At 64.8% G+C, this 14,201-nt stretch carries 13 protein-coding genes; 3 read left to right on the plus strand and 10 right to left on the minus strand.

What is annotated here, in order from left to right; all coding sequences use genetic code 11:
• Positions 1–370: 370 nt before the first annotated feature.
• Entirely contained in the window at positions 371–1,018 is a 648-nt protein-coding gene (locus AC1L6K_RS17585) for an NADPH-dependent F420 reductase (protein WP_480950120.1), read from the minus strand.
• 456 nt (positions 1,019–1,474) lie between these two features.
• On the opposite strand from AC1L6K_RS17585, the gene AC1L6K_RS17590 reads away from it, so the two are divergent.
• On the plus strand, positions 1,475–2,086 hold the full coding sequence (locus tag AC1L6K_RS17590) for a GNAT family N-acetyltransferase (RefSeq protein ID WP_480950121.1): 612 nt from the start codon (positions 1,475–1,477) through the stop codon (positions 2,084–2,086).
• A 191-nt stretch (positions 2,087–2,277) separates the two neighbouring features.
• On the opposite strand, the gene AC1L6K_RS17595 is transcribed toward AC1L6K_RS17590, so the two are convergent.
• The 6 genes from AC1L6K_RS17595 to mca form a co-directional block, all read right to left on the minus strand.
• Positions 2,278–3,486 (minus strand): ABC transporter permease, encoded by a 1,209-nt coding sequence (locus tag AC1L6K_RS17595; protein ID WP_480950122.1) that lies wholly within the window; start codon positions 3,484–3,486, stop codon positions 2,278–2,280.
• Complete coding sequence (locus tag AC1L6K_RS17600; RefSeq protein ID WP_480950123.1) at positions 3,483–4,256, minus strand: ABC transporter ATP-binding protein; 774 nt, start codon at positions 4,254–4,256, stop codon at positions 3,483–3,485. The genes AC1L6K_RS17595 and AC1L6K_RS17600 overlap by 4 nt, the downstream gene beginning before the upstream one ends.
• A 2-nt stretch (positions 4,257–4,258) precedes the next feature.
• Positions 4,259–5,347 (minus strand): permuted SH3 domain-containing protein, encoded by a 1,089-nt coding sequence (locus AC1L6K_RS17605; protein ID WP_480950124.1) that lies wholly within the window; start codon positions 5,345–5,347, stop codon positions 4,259–4,261.
• 103 nt (positions 5,348–5,450) lie between these two features.
• Entirely contained in the window at positions 5,451–7,697 is a 2,247-nt protein-coding gene (locus AC1L6K_RS17610; RefSeq protein ID WP_480950125.1) for a thioredoxin domain-containing protein, read from the minus strand.
• Between the two features lie 9 nt (positions 7,698–7,706).
• The gene (locus AC1L6K_RS17615) at positions 7,707–8,072 is read right to left on the minus strand and encodes a hypothetical protein (protein WP_480950126.1); all 366 of its coding nucleotides are present in this window, start codon (positions 8,070–8,072) and stop codon (positions 7,707–7,709) included.
• Between the two features lie 58 nt (positions 8,073–8,130).
• Positions 8,131–9,054, minus strand: coding sequence for a mycothiol conjugate amidase Mca (mca, locus tag AC1L6K_RS17620; RefSeq protein WP_480950127.1), 924 nt, complete (start codon positions 9,052–9,054; stop codon positions 8,131–8,133).
• Positions 9,055–9,286: 232 nt separating this feature from the next.
• Between mca and AC1L6K_RS17625 the strand changes: the two genes are divergently transcribed.
• Both AC1L6K_RS17625 and greA read left to right on the plus strand, forming a co-directional pair.
• A complete protein-coding gene (locus tag AC1L6K_RS17625) occupies positions 9,287–9,625 on the plus strand; it encodes a DUF4307 domain-containing protein (RefSeq protein ID WP_480950128.1) in 339 nt (112 codons plus the stop codon).
• A gap of 196 nt (positions 9,626–9,821) precedes the next feature.
• Positions 9,822–10,316 (plus strand): transcription elongation factor GreA, encoded by a 495-nt coding sequence (greA, locus tag AC1L6K_RS17630; RefSeq protein WP_480950129.1) that lies wholly within the window; start codon positions 9,822–9,824, stop codon positions 10,314–10,316.
• Positions 10,317–10,413: 97 nt separating this feature from the next.
• Here greA and ilvA read toward each other — a convergent pair whose 3' ends face one another.
• The 3 genes from ilvA to AC1L6K_RS17645 all read right to left on the minus strand — a co-directional run bounded on the left by ilvA (position 10,414) and on the right by AC1L6K_RS17645 (position 14,082).
• Positions 10,414–11,652: a threonine ammonia-lyase gene (gene ilvA, locus AC1L6K_RS17635; RefSeq protein WP_480950130.1), complete on the minus strand. Its 1,239-nt coding sequence runs from the start codon at positions 11,650–11,652 to the stop codon at positions 10,414–10,416.
• Positions 11,653–11,845: 193 nt separating this feature from the next.
• Complete coding sequence (locus AC1L6K_RS17640; protein ID WP_480950131.1) at positions 11,846–13,075, minus strand: AI-2E family transporter; 1,230 nt, start codon at positions 13,073–13,075, stop codon at positions 11,846–11,848.
• A gap of 77 nt (positions 13,076–13,152) precedes the next feature.
• The gene (locus tag AC1L6K_RS17645; protein WP_480950132.1) at positions 13,153–14,082 is read right to left on the minus strand and encodes an aldose 1-epimerase family protein; all 930 of its coding nucleotides are present in this window, start codon (positions 14,080–14,082) and stop codon (positions 13,153–13,155) included.
• Between the last annotated feature and the right edge of the window lie 119 nt (positions 14,083–14,201).

The raw sequence follows: 14,201 nt of genomic DNA on the forward strand, positions 1-14,201 counted from the left end.
ATATGTTCTACTCCATGTCTCCGGAGCCGCGAAGTGCTGGAATTAACCATGTAGTCCACATTCCCAGACGCTTTCGTGGACAGCAGCGCACCCCAAGCAGCCCCACGTTCAAGTGACACTTGGCCAGGCAAGAATCCCATGGGGCGCCAGCGGCCGAATGACGCACCCGCGGCACTAGAGATCCGGCTATAGCCCAAGGCACATGCGTTGATGTGCCAACGTCGGCTGGGGCGGCGATGAATACGGGGACGATGCACGAACCGGAATGGCCGGTCCCACCAGTGACGACTGCACCCTTGCCATCTCGCCTTGTCAAGGACGTGGTGAGGATGGGCCAGCCAGGAATGCTGACGCCCAGGAAGCGGAACCTTTACCGAACCTCGGCGCCCAGGGCGAGGTCGAAGCCGGCGCCATTGCGCGCCAGCCCCATCAGCAAGAGGCCGGCCGACTCGAGGATTGGGGCCGCCTGCAGCCCACCTGCGTCGAGGGCCCGCAGTTCCAAGCTCTCAAGGAACGCCGCGACAGTCGACTTCGCCTCAGCGCTGTCGCCCGCGATGAACGCGTCCAGCGGCGTGCCCTTCGAAAGAACGTGGCCGAAGATCGTGTTCAGTGCCTTCACGACATGCGCGCCCTCGGGAGCGACAGCCGCGATCTCCTGCGCAGCCGAACTGGTGGTCACGAGCCCACTGGCGTCGGCATTGAACGGATTGGAGATGTCGACGAGGATTTTGCCGGCCAGCGCATCACCGTAGTTCGTGACCGCATCAACCACACCGGCATATAGGACGGCCATGATGACGATGTCACCCGCCGGCTTTGCGCCGAACGTGCCGACGGTGGCTCCATTGCCGATCTGGTCGGCGAGCGCCTGAGCCTTGGCGGCTTTGCGACCCAAAATCTCAACGGTGTGGCCGTGCTTGGCTGCCCGGGTGCCGATGGCGGTGGCCATGTTGCCCGATCCGATGATACTGATGGTGCTCATGATAATGCTCCTCAGTGGTGTCTGGGCGGGTACCAAGGTCAGGCACCTCTCGCTCTGCCTTCCACAACCGGAGAAGTCCGTCATTCTATTCCGGAAGGGCGCCTCAATTTTGGCAGACGCCCTCACGTCCCGCCGCCCGGGTGCACGAGCGGGTCCTGGACCGCGCAGAAACGAAGGCCGTTCCCGCTTATCGTCGGTGGACTGTCGGAGTGAGCCACAGCAACGTCGGGCAGGTGAGCAGGCCCCCGCCCAAAGATGCCCCGTGCAGAGAGCCCGGGTGCTTCGGCAAGCTCATCGCCGCGGCGCAGGCCAACATCGCCGTCCAGGGCGTGGATGCCTTCTTGGAAAAGACCCCACGCGACGCTCCGGCAGCAAGCGGGGCGCCTGCCTTGGCGCTCCGGCATCTCCACACAGTGCCCGTATGTCCACGCCATTATCTGCCACGCTCACTTAACACTTGGGCAGGCGGCACAGCCGCCATAAGCTCGTCAGATGCCCCAAACCACTCCACACGCAGCACCTCAATTCAAAACTTTCGAGGACGTTGCGCCGCCCGAAGTTTGGGCTGATGTGACATCTCTTTTCACTGCTGCGTTCTCTGCTGCCCCCTACTTCGAGGATCCGGTCGAGCTGGACTCCATTGCCAGTTGGGGCCCGGAACAACTGGCGCAGCGGGGTGGTCGGCTTGTAGTTGCCTACGTGGCCGGAGTGGTCGCGGGCATCGCACTTTCCCATGGAATTGTTGACGACCAGCCATGGCAAAAGATCCTGGCGGAAACAACTGGGCCCGCCGGTCAAAACCAGGCCATGGCCACTCCGCCGGAAAATCTGGTGGTTATTCAGGAACTTGCTGTTTCCGCGGAGCTTCGCGGCCGAGGCATCGCCAAGGAATGCGTGCGCAAGTTGCTGGCAGACAGACCGGAAACTCATGTGGTCTTGGGCGTCTATGGCCAGGCCGACGCAGCTTACGCAATGTACCGCACGTGGGGCTTCCAGGATCTTGGCATAGTGGAACCTGCCGACGGCTCAGTCACCTTGCGCGTATTGGGAGCCCCGCTTCCCTGGCCGGCTCCAAAGGAAGACACCCAAGCAGCTTCACGCTGATATTTGCCTTGGACAGCCTCTCGACGAGCCAAGACCAGCCGCGGTCAAGCATTTTGTTGTCCGGCAGGCCGGCCAAGCTGCGACATCGCCTCAGCTGCAGGAGCGTCCGCCAAAACACCCCATTAAGTGCAGGAGCGTCGGGGAAAACACGCCTGTATGTGCAGGAGCGTCCGAAGGGAGGAAGAAGGCGGCTAGAAGCGGATCGCGTCGATGACCTTGACGCGGATGGCCACGAGCGCCGGAATGGCGCCCGCGAGGGCACCCACCAGCACTGCCGAGCCCAGGCCCAGCAGCGCAGCCTCCAGCGGGAACGACGGATAAGCCAGCAACCCCGGCGCCACCTTTGATTCCACCCACGGGTTCTTCACAACCGCCACCGCCAGCATGACGCCAAGCGCGCCCGCAACCGTGGTGGCCACCACCGACTCCATCATGACGCCGGTGAAAATCCTTCCCGAGGTGGCCCCGAAACTGCGCCGGATGCCGATCTCACGCACCCTGTACCTGACGGTGACCATGGAGATGTTCAGCAGCCCCACGGCCCCCAGCAGCAGAATCAGCGCCGCAATGCCTGAAACCATGAGCTGGACCATGGCGAACGGGTCGCCGTAGGCCGCGTAGTCGCTGCGGTACACGCCCACATCGAACTCCGGCATCGCCTGGGCCATGTCGGCCTGCAGCACCGATGTCAGTTCATCGGCCATCTCCGGCGGAACCCAAATTCGCAGCTCCCGCCCAAAACCTCCGCCGTTCGGATCACCGCTCATGCCAGCGTCGGCCGCTGCCCCGGTGAGCATGAACGCCCGCGGCATCTCCTCCGGGTACCTGTTGGGCATGACGCCGATCATGACAGCGGTGGCGCCGGCCACGCCGAGAGCTGTGACCTGCGGGTCCGTGGTGAGGCTGGGTCGTCCCGCAGCGGTGTAAAACGCTTCATTGACGACGACGGCGGGAGCCAGCCGGTCGGCGTCGTCAGGTGCAAACCACGCACCTTGGGAGACGTCCACCCTGGTGATGTCACCATAGGAGGGGTCCACCGCCATCAGCTCCACCGACTGCACACCGTTGGGGAACTGGAAGCGGCCCTGCATCTGGGTGACGCGCGAGGCGTGGGTGAAGCCGAAGCGCTCCACCGTGGCGTCAAGGACCCGATCAGCCGCGGAAAAGTCGCTGCCCATCTCACCGCCGCGAGGGAAAATGGACACGGACAAGGTGGCCTCGCGGCCGCCGTTGCGCTCGGAGTCGAGGCGCATGCCTTCCCGGGCGAGGTTGCCGACGCCCACCACTGTGGTCAGCACGGCCACGGAAAGGGCAACGCCCACGAGGGCCAGCAGCACGCGGGTCTTGTGGATGCGCAGTTCGGACCACGCCTCCACCATGGTGGAGATGAACGCCGTCATGCGCCAACCCCCGCAAGCGCCGGGTCGGTCAGGGCGCCGTCGGTGGCTGTGAGCACGCCCGCGTCCAGCCGGTAGCGGGTGCGGGCACGCGCCGCAACGTTGTGGTCGTGAGTGATGGTCACCAGGGCGGCGCCGGATTCGGTGGCAATGGTGTCGAGCAGGTCCATGACGGCCTGCCCGGTTTCCACGTCGAGGGCTCCGGTGGGTTCGTCGGCCAGGATCAGCCGCGGCCGCCGGACGAGGGCGCGGGCAATGGCCACGCGCTGCTGCTCGCCGCCGGAAAGCATGTGCGGCTGGGTGCTCGCGCGGGCGGCAAGGCCCACCCGGTCCAGCATGTCCATGGCGATCGTGCTGCGGCGCCAGAACTCCCTGCCGGTGCCGTACATGAGCGGTGTCATGACGTTCTCCAGGGCGCTGCGGCCCGGGAGCAGGTTGAACTGCTGAAACACGAAGCCGATGCTGGAGCCGCGCAGCTTGGCGCGTGCATTGTTGCGCAGCTTCGCCACGGGCGTGCCCTCAAAGTGCATGGTCCCGGTGCTGGGGGAATCCAGCACGCCCAGGATGTTCAACAGTGTTGACTTGCCGCAGCCGGAGCGGCCAACGATCGCGGTGTGGTCTCCCACCCGGATTTGCAGGTCGATGCCGCGCAGGATGTGCAGTTGTTCATCATCCGGCAGCAGAACGGTGCGGGTGACGTTGTCCAGGTCGACCAGGGGCGGGTTTGCGCCGTCCGCCTCGCCCTCCCTGTTTTCAGGAATTATGCCAGTCATGGTCAGCCGCCGATCATGCCGCGGCCGGGCATCTGGCCCTCAGGCAGTACGGCATCCACGCCGGGCACGAATTCAAGCACCGCATCACCCTCGGCGAGGCCCTCGACAATCTCGACCTGCTCGCCGTCGTTCAGGCCAAGGACCACCTTGCGCTCCTCGGGCACCCCTGCCCCGTCTGCCGAGGGAAGCCAGACGAGACCGTTCTGGACGCTGCCTTTCACCGCCGTCAGCGGCAGGGTCAGCACGTTCGGGGATTCCCCCGCAACAAGGGTGATGGTGGCGCCGAGTCCCGGGAAGACAGTCACGTCGGCCGGCACGGCACAGCTGACCTGCCCGGATCCTTCGCCCTGTGCCACGGTGCCCGCGGCGCCCATGCCGGTGCCCGCGGCGCCCATGCCGGGAGCAGGGTTCTGGCCACTGTCGGCGGCGGTGTCCTTGTTGCTGAGCTGCACGTTTTGGCAGGCGAATGGTGCCGGGCCGTTCGTGACGGTTCCCGTGGCCGTGGCGGGCTTGCCCAACAGGCGGAACTGCTGTGCCGTGGTCAGGGAACCGGTGATGGAAAAGCTGCCCGGGGCGACGGTTCCGGCGTTCTCGCCGACGCTGACTTCCTGGTCCTGCAGCACCGTCAGGGTGTCGAGCGTGCCGGTGGCCGGTGCGAGCACATCGGTGTAGCTGTAGACCGGGGCAGGGGGCGCGGCTGGTGTGGCCGGTTCATCCTCGCCGTCGTCGGAGGTTTGCTCCGGCACGACGGCGGTGGGATCCGGGGGAACTTCGGCGCGGATCTGGAACAGCTTGTCCCCGGCAGCAACCTGGGTGCCTTCTTCCGCGAAGAAGTACACAACTTTTCCCACGGCGGTTGACCGGACGGGCACGGCGGCGTCACTTTGCACGGCCCCCGTCAGCTCCACCGTGTTCGTCACGGTGCCGCGGGAGGTTTCAATGACGGGTGCCTGGACGCTGGCACCGGGAACCATTTGTTCACCCTGGTCTTTCAGACCGTCAAGGAAGGCCATTTTGACCAGTGCTGCGGCGATGATGCCGAAGAGCAACAACCACAGGATTGGAAAAACTATTCGGCGCAAAACTCTCATGCTTGATTTCCTTCCGGAATTCCCCCACAAATCCCCGGACGGAGAGGTGTATCTGATCAATCTAACCGATAGTTTGCGTATTGCAGGGTAAGCAGTGACACAATCAGCGCAACAATTGCCGCAATTCCGGCACACCGTCAACGGGGCGGGCACACACCATGTTCCGGCAGGCATAGGCCAACGGCGCCACGGAGGCGTCGGAGCGACGAGCCAGCGACCGCCCTTCAAGCAGCGGCACAGGTGCAACCCCAACGCCGTCCCACACCGCCACAACGAGGCCCGGTTTTGCCGAGCACCACGCCTGGTGCACCAGCGCGTCCCGTTCCTCCCCGGCGGGTCCAACAACAGCAACTTCCAAGGGGCCCGAATCCATCGCCAGCGCAGCACCGAGCAGTCCGCCGGCCGAGCGCGGAGCCCGCCGGGCGAGTTCCGGAACACTGGCCAGCATCTCCGACGCCATGGCCCGGTGGCGCCCGGAACCCGTATAGGCAGACCACGCGATGAAGGCCTCCGCCATCATGGCCACGCCGCTTGCCGTTGCGTTGTCGAAGGGATCGGCGGCGCGCGAACCAGGCACGGCCCCGTCCGCACCGTCCCCGGCACCCCGGTTCAAGACCACGCCGTCGGCAATGAACTCCTTCTCCATGGCCTGGACAAGTTCCCCGGCAAACGTGAACCAGCGGGCGTCCCCGGTGGCCGCATACAAGCTCAGACAGCCGTTGGCGCAGGCCGCGTAATCCTCCAGCAGGCCCTTGATGCCGCGCGCCCGGCCTGCATGGGACACCCTGTGCAGCGTCCCGTCCCAGTGCACCGAGCGCAAATATTCGCCAAGTTCGACGGCGGCCGCCAGCCAGTCCGGCTCCTCCAGCACCATGGCTGCTTCAGCAAGCGCCGACATGAGCATGCCGTTCCAGGCCGCCACCACCTTGTCATCCCTGGCGGGCATGACCCGTCCGGCCCGCGCAGCCAGCAGGGCGGGCTTGATTCGCTCCCACTGCTCTTGTTCTTCCCGGGTCAGGGCCCGGCCCGGATGAAACGGGCGGGCCTCCTCCGCGCCGGCACCCCCGCCGGTTCCAGTTTCAGCTCCGGTTTCGGCACCCCCGGGCAGCCCCATCGTGCGGGCCACAGCCGCAGCCAGCTCGGCAGCCCCGGCAGCCCCGGCGGCCCCGGCGGCCCCGGCGGCCCCCGCCCCGGATGCCGGGGTGTCACGGGCGGCCGCTGCAAGGTCGACGGCCGTCCACTTATAGCTGGCACCCTCATGGTGCACGCCGTCAACGACGGTGTCGGCGTCCAGCGACGACGCGAACGCCCCGCCCGGCAGCCGCATCTCCGCCATGAGCCAGCCAACGGTCGCAGACACGGCGTCCCTTGCCTCGGCGGCACCCAGCGGCACGGGACCGCCGTCGGCCGGATCCTGGGGAGTGTCCCCGGCCAGCCGGATCCAGTGGACGAGCACGCGCAGCAGCCCGGCGTTGTCGTACAGCATTTTCTCGTAGTGCGGTTCAGACCAGTCGGCCGTGACCGAGTAGCGGGCAAATCCGCCGCCCAGCCGGTCAAACAGTGCAGAGCGGACCATCGCGCCCATCGTCCGGCCCGCCAAACCAGCCGCCTGCCCGGAGCCAACGGCCTCGGCGGACGTGGACATGGCGGCGTGCCGCAGCAGGAACTCTAGCCCCGGCGTGGGCGGGAACTTCGGTGCCTGCCCCAATCCGCCATGCACCGGATCCTCGGCCCGCAGCATCGCGGCGACAGCGAGTTCCACCGGCTCCTGCCAGTTGTTTCCCTGCCCCGGTTGAAGCTCGACGGCGGAGGGTGCCTGCGCCGTTGGGCCCGCCGATGCACGCACCTGCCACAGTGGCTGCGCCAGGGTCTCGGCCAGGGAGTCAGCCGTCTTCTCAACCTGGTCCCGGCGTTCCGTCCAGGCCTCGTGGACGGCGGCAAGGACCTGGGTGAAGGCGGGGCGTCCGGGCCCGGGAACGGGAGGGAAATACGTGCCGGCGTAAAATGCCTTGCCGCCAGGGGTCAGGAAGACGCTCATGGGCCAGCCGCCCTCGCCGCTGAGGGCCTGGGTTGCCGCCATGTAGGCGTCGTCCACGTCGGGGCGTTCCTCACGGTCAACCTTGATGGAGACAAAGTGTTCGTTGAGATAGGCGGCTACAGCGGGATCCTCAAAGGACTCCCCGGCCATGACATGGCACCAATGGCAGGCGGCATACCCCACCGACAGAAAAATGGGTGCGTCACGTGCCACCGATTCGGCAAAGGCGGCAGCGTCAAACGGCTGCCAGTCCACCGGGTTTTGCGCATGCTGGCGAAGGTAAGCGCTAGGTTCACCTGCCAGCCGGTTCATCGCAGAACTCTACTTTTTGTCCGGATCGGATGCATCAGCGGATCCTTCTTGCGGCGCTTCACCCGAACCGTGCTCGGGTGTCCGGGCCGGAACTGAAGTGCCGTCGTCGTCCCCCCTGATGGGAATGCCCATGTGCTCTGTCGCGGGGCCGTGTGAACCGCCCCTGCGGTTTTCCTCAACCTGGTCCCGGTAGCGGACGCGGCGAATGCGCTTGGTCATGTCGCGGATGAGGAAGAACATGACCACCACAATGGCGAAGGTGATGATGAAGCCCAGCAAGCCGGGGGTGATTTGATCCTCGGTCAGGCCCGGGCGCAGGCCCGGCTGGGTGGGGATGGCGGGGTCGGTGGCGGCAAGCAAAATCAGTGAGTGCACAATTCGTCTTTCGTTTCATCCCCGACAGGCTCGGTGCCTGCCGGAAAACGTCCACTGTCTATCGTAGGCCAGCAAACAGGTCGTTCTCGGGCTCGGCAGTGGGAACGCGTGATTCGATCAGCGAATAGTCCTCCCAGGGCCACACTTTCCGCTGCATTTGCGGGCTCACGGCGAAGAAGAACCCGTCGGGGTCAACCTGCGTTGCATGGGCGCGCAGGGCGTCGTCGCGGGTCTCAAAATAGTCGCCGCAGTCAATCTGCGTGGTGGTCGGATGCGCGCTGACCGGCGGCGTGTGTCCCTCGGTGTCGGCCTCCAGCCAGGCGGCCAGGCGCTCGGCGTAGGGCGAGTTCAGGCCGGCCTCCTGCAACGCGAAGTGCAGGGCACGGAAGCGCTGCGGGTTGAACGCCAGGTCGTAGTACAGCTTGGCAGGCTCCCACGCATCCCCGGTGCCCGGGTACAGCTCGGGGTTTCCGGCGGCCCTGAACGCCTCCACGGCAACCTTGTGCGCCATGATGTGGTCCGGGTGCGGGTACCCGCCGTTCTCGTCATAGGAAACGATCACGTGCGGCTTGAAGCGGCGCACCAGCCGGACCAGCGGGGCGGCGGCAATCTCCAGCGGTTTCAGGGCAAAGCAGTTTGCGGGCAGGTCCGGCAGCGGGTCGCCTTCCGGCAGGCCGGAGTCGGTGAATCCCAACCACTGGTGCTGGATGCCGATGATCTTGGCAGCCGCCGCCATTTCAAGCCGGCGTGCACCTCCCATGTCACGGCCCGAGTGGGGGTCGCCCATCAGGGAGGGGTTCTGGATGTCGCCGCGTTCCCCGCCGGTGCATGTGGCAACCATCACCTCAACTCCTGACGCCGCATACGACGCCATCATTGCCGAACCCTTGCTTGCCTCATCGTCCGGGTGTGCATGAACCGCCAAAAGACGCAGCGGCTGCGTTGCTGGACGCTCGTTGTTGTTCACGGAGGCTACCTTCATTTCTTGTGGAACTGCGGGTCGGGGAAAGGCGGGGCAAAATCGGGGTGCCAAATGAACGCTAAACTTGCCTTAGTCCAACGCCTCGTCAATTGGGGCGGCCAGACCGCGGCAACCCGCGGAACAGACACAAGTGGATGCAGTGACAACTTCTGATTCTCCAGCAGCTACCAGCCTAGCCAATCGATACGGCACACCCAAGCGGCGGGTGTCCAAAAAATCCCAAAAAATTCTCTTGCTTGTCGCAGCTGTGCTGGCCCTGACGTGGGTTCTCTGGGTGACCATTGGCGGAAACACGGGAGTCTCGCAAAAAATTGTCAGCTACAACGTGGTTGACGACACCATGACGACTGTGGACCTGGCAGTGACCAAGGCCCCAGCCGACACGGCCGAATGTGCGCTCAAGGCCATGAACGACGCCTACGCGGTGGTGGGCTGGAACGTCATCACCATCGGCCCCAACGGCAAGGACGCCGGGTCCGAAAATGGCCACACGACAGTAGTCCGCGGAGACATTCGAACGGATTCACCGGCCGTCACCGGAGTGGTTGAATACTGCTGGATCGTGAAGTAGTTGTAACACCCGCCACCCAGTTCTTGGGTTTCTCCGCCTTATTGACTAAAGTGGTCTCTATTACCATCTGCCCCGCTTGGCCAACCCTTGGATTTTCAGCGCGTGGATTGTGCATTTTGCTTTCGTGCACACGCCTGAGCTTTCAGTGGATGGCCTGCTGCGGGGCCTTTGCTTTTGTACATTCAAGGAGAACTACGTGCCTACCACCAACAGTGCGCCCTCAGCATGGCTCACCCAGGAAGCCTTTGACCGCCTGCAAGCTGAACTCACACAGCTCTCCGGCCCCGGCCGTGCTGAGATTGTCAGCAAGATTGAACAGGCTCGCCAAGAAGGCGACTTGAAGGAAAACGGCGGCTACCATGCTGCCAAGGATGAGCAGGGCAAGATCGAAGCCCGCATCCGCCAGCTCAGCGAAATGCTGCGCAGCGCCCGCGTTGGCGAAGCACCGGCTGACGACGGCGTCGTCGAACAGGGCATGGTGGTTGTCGCCACGATTGCCGGCGATGAGACCACTTTTCTGCTGGGCAGCCGCGAAGTTGGTGCGGGCGACCTGGAAGTTTTCAGTGAGCGTTCAGCACTGGGCGAAGCCATCATGGGCAAGAAGGTCGGCGACAAGCTGGACTACCTTGCACCCAACGGGCGCACCATTGACGTGGTCATTGTCTCGGCGAAGCCGTACCAGAACCTCTAAGGGCTGCCACACCGCACAACCTGGGTCTCCCGGACTCGACCACCACGGTCCAGCCCGGGAGACCCTCGTTGTTTAAGGCGCCGGCTGATTATTGGGGTTAGTGCACGACGATCGGCTGGAAACCCTCGGACCGCAACGCCGTCAACACCAGTTCGCAGTGTTCGTGCCCCTTGGTTTCCAGGTTCACTGTGATCGAGACATCGCCCATGGAGATGGAGCCGCCCACGCGGGTGTGGTCCACGCCGGTGACGTTGGCGTCATTTTCGGCGATGATGCGTGAGATCGTCGCCAGCGAGCCGGGCCTGTCATTGAGCATCATGCGCACCGTCATGAACCGGCCGGCGGCGGCAAGCCCGCGCTGGATGACCTTGAGCAGGAGCATCGGGTCGATGTTGCCGCCCGAGAGGACGACCACTGTGGTGCCGGGATTTTCAATCTTTCCCTCCATGAGCGCAGCCACGCCCACGGCACCCGCCGGCTCCACAACCATCTTGGAGCGTTCGAGCAGGAAGATCAGCGCCCGGGCCAGGGAGTCCTCGCTGACGGTGACGACGTCGTCGACAAGCTCACGGATGATGGAAAACGGCAGCTGCCCGGGACGGCCCACGGCAATGCCGTCGGCCATCGTTGAAACCTTCTTCAACGGCACCAGCGCATCCGCGGCCAGCGACGGCGGGTACGCCGCAGCGTTCTCGGCCTGCACCCCGATGACCCGGATCTCGCGGCCAAGCTCCTTGGCGCGCGCCTTCACGGCCACCGACACCCCTGCCAGCAGCCCGCCGCCGCCAACACCCATGATGATGGTGTCAACGTTGGGCACCTGGTCCAGGATCTCCAGCCCAATGGTGCCCTGCCCGGCAACGACGTCAACATTGTTGAACGGGTGCACAAACACGGCCCCCGTCTCGTTGGCGTAACGCTCGGCTTCGGCCAGGGACTCGTCCACGTTGTTTCCACGCAGCACCACTTCGGCGCCGTGGCCGCGGGTGGCCGCAAGTTTCGGCAGCGCCACACCCATCGGCATGTAGATCCGCGCCTTGATGCCCAGCGCCTTCGCGGCCACCGCCACGCCCTGGGCGTGGTTGCCTGCCGAGGCCGCCACCACACCGCGTGCGCGTTCTTCTGCGGACAGCTTGGCCATCCGCACGTACGCGCCGCGAACCTTGAACGACCCCGCCCGCTGCAGGTTCTCGCACTTGAAGTACACTTCCGAGTCGGTCATTCTGCCCAGCGCCCGGGAACTCTCAATGGGTGTCACGGCAATAATCTCCGCCAACAACTCCCGTGCCTGTTCTACATCTGCAAGGGTCACGGGGAGATTGCTGGTTGCGTTCACGGTACTTTTCTCTTTCTCTACAAAACGAATGGAACAAAAACTGTGCGCCCGGCCCGGTTTCCCGGCCAAGCCACCCACGGCCCCAAACCTGACTGCGCAGGGTCCAGGCGGGCTGGGCCTGTTGGCTTGGGCCAGCTGGTTGGGGCCGGTTGGTTTCGGTCTATGGTGCCGGCGGCTGGCGTCCGACGTCGGATCAGGGAAAATCTTCTGCGCCGGCTTGGCCGGCACCCTCCCGGGCAACGCCGGAGGCCGCGCCGGTTCCGGCTCCGGCACCGGTGCCACCGCCGTCCGGGACCACTTGCGGCAAGCCGTAAATGTCGGGAAGCTCCGGGTCATGTTCCCAGCCCCGCCCGGAAATGTAGCGAATGAAGGAATTTGCCACCGCCAGGAGGGGCACGGCAAACAAGGCGCCGAGGATGCCGGCCACGCCGGAGCCCGCGGCAACAGCCAAGATGACAGCAACCGGGTGCAGGGAAACGGCCCGGCCCATGATGAACGGCTGCAGCAGGTGGCTTTCGAGCTGCTGCACGAGCAAAACGATGCCGAGCATGATGAGCGCATTGACCCAGCCGTTGGCGACGAGGGCCAGCAGAACGGCAACGGCACCCGTCACCAGCGCACCGACCACGGGAATGAATGAGCCCACGAAAACCAGGACACCCAGCGGCAGCGCCAGCGGCACCTGAATGATGGCCGCACCGGCGCCGATGCCGATGGCGTCGACGGCGGCAACGAGTATCTGCACGCGGGCGTAGTTGCCCAGTGACACCCAGCCGCGGCGCCCGGCACCATCCACGGCCGGTCGGGCCCGGCGCGGGAAAAATTTGACGGTGAACGCCCAGATGTCCTGGCCCTCCAACAGGAAGAACAACAGGATGAACAAGGTCAGCAGCAGCCCCACACTGAAATGGGTGAGGCCGCTGCCCACGCCCAGGGCGCCCGACAAGATGGCATTCGTGTTGTTTTGCAGTGCCGCCAGCGCCTCGTCGAGGTACTTGGTCATCTGGTCGTTGCTCAGCGCCAGCGGCCCGGTGGTCAGCCAATCCTGAATCTTGATCAGGCCCTTGATGGCCTGCTGGCTCAGGTCTGAAAAGCCCACGATCATTTGCCGTCCGACGAGGAACAGCGCGCCCAACACCACGACGACGAGACCGACCTCCGCGATCGCCACGCTCAGGCCCTGGGGCAGGCCAATTTGCTTCATCTTCTTGACCAGGGGCCGCAGCAGGGAGGCCAGGATGGTGGCCACCATGATCGGGATGAGCAGGATGGTGACCTTGCTCAGCAGCCAGATCAGCATGGCGGAAACTATCAGCACAATGGCGACCCGCCACGACCAGGCAGCGGCCACACGCATCCCCACCGGGACCATTGAAGACTCTTCCAGCGGAGTGTGCAGTTGCTGCTGTTCTTCGGGCGTCATAGCTCAATAATTCCCCATGAGCGGCGAATACTGTAACCGGCGCCCATCCATTGGGCGGACCGGGACCGCAGCGGCGCTCACAGAACCGCTTCCACGCCCCAGTTCATGGTGAAGGACTCCCCCGCTCCCAGCCACCTCAGGCCGTCGCCGGAGTTGAACGCGTTGGCCGGCCCCGTCATGGGTTCCATGGCAACAGCGAGGGAGCGGCCGGGGAATTGCTCCGTGACGTACACGTGCACATGGCTGACGCTTCCGTCGTGCCACAAACTCACGCTGCGCCCGTCCGGGCCGGACAGCGTGTGCCGGGCAACGCCGTCGTCCGTCTGCAGATCGGTGAAGGCCGTGTCCATCACGGACTCCGGGACTGGCCTTCCCCCGCGCAGCTCGTACCGCCCGGACACCGCTGCCGTCCCTGTCGGAATCATGCGGTCGTTGGCGGGCAGGTAGCTGTCGGCATGGACCTGGATGCGCAGCTCCTCCGGCGCAACGGTGCCGAGCCTGAAGTAAGGGTGCGCGCCAAGGACGAACGGGGCCCGGCGGGCGGAGTCGTTGACAAGGGTCTGGGAGACGCGCAGGTGGCCGGCGCCATCCAATTCGTAGCGGACCTGGTGCCGGGCCAGAAACGGATAGCCGTGCTGGGGATGAATGACAGCCTCAAGCAGCACATGCGCGTCGCTCGTCTCGAGGGCGTGGTAGCCGGTGTTGCGCAACAATCCATGGATGGCGTTGTTGCGGGCAACCTCCGTAATGTCCAGCTGCTGCGCGGCCCCGTCCAGCTCCCACAGCCCGCCGTCGATGCGGTTCGCGAAGGGTGCAAGCGTGATTCCGGCAGCACCCGGGGCGATGGCGTCAAGGGGGTAGCTCTCCACAAGGTCCACACCGCCCCTGTCATAATGACGCAGCCCGGCCGCCAGTGAGGTAACAATGGCCGTGGCATCCGCACGTCGCAAGGTGAACTGGGTTCCGGTGGCTGCCCGCGGTTCCGGGGCATCATTGGGGGTTGTCATGGGGATTAGAGTACAGCTTATCGATCGTTCGCAACACAACATTTCCCCCGGTTGGGTTCAAATCCACCCACTTTCATGTAAGATTTTGTTTGAAAGTGTTTATATTGTTCCGAATTAGA

Source organism: Specibacter sp. BI4 (assembly GCF_056680095.1).

Excerpts from the sequence above, each read along its gene's own strand:
- AC1L6K_RS17590 (WP_480950121.1), top strand. The coding sequence starts at position 1,475 with ATGCCCCAAACCACTCCACACGCAGCACCTCAATTCAAAACTTTCGAG.
- AC1L6K_RS17645 (WP_480950132.1), bottom strand. The coding sequence starts at position 14,082 with ATGACAACCCCCAATGATGCCCCGGAACCGCGGGCAGCCACCGGAACC.
- AC1L6K_RS17610 (WP_480950125.1), bottom strand. The coding sequence starts at position 7,697 with ATGAACCGGCTGGCAGGTGAACCTAGCGCTTACCTTCGCCAGCATGCG.
- AC1L6K_RS17600 (WP_480950123.1), bottom strand. The coding sequence starts at position 4,256 with ATGACTGGCATAATTCCTGAAAACAGGGAGGGCGAGGCGGACGGCGCA.
- AC1L6K_RS17640 (WP_480950131.1), bottom strand. The coding sequence starts at position 13,075 with ATGACGCCCGAAGAACAGCAGCAACTGCACACTCCGCTGGAAGAGTCT.
- AC1L6K_RS17605 (WP_480950124.1), bottom strand. The coding sequence starts at position 5,347 with ATGAGAGTTTTGCGCCGAATAGTTTTTCCAATCCTGTGGTTGTTGCTC.
- mca (WP_480950127.1), bottom strand. The coding sequence starts at position 9,054 with ATGAAGGTAGCCTCCGTGAACAACAACGAGCGTCCAGCAACGCAGCCG.
- AC1L6K_RS17595 (WP_480950122.1), bottom strand. The coding sequence starts at position 3,486 with ATGACGGCGTTCATCTCCACCATGGTGGAGGCGTGGTCCGAACTGCGC.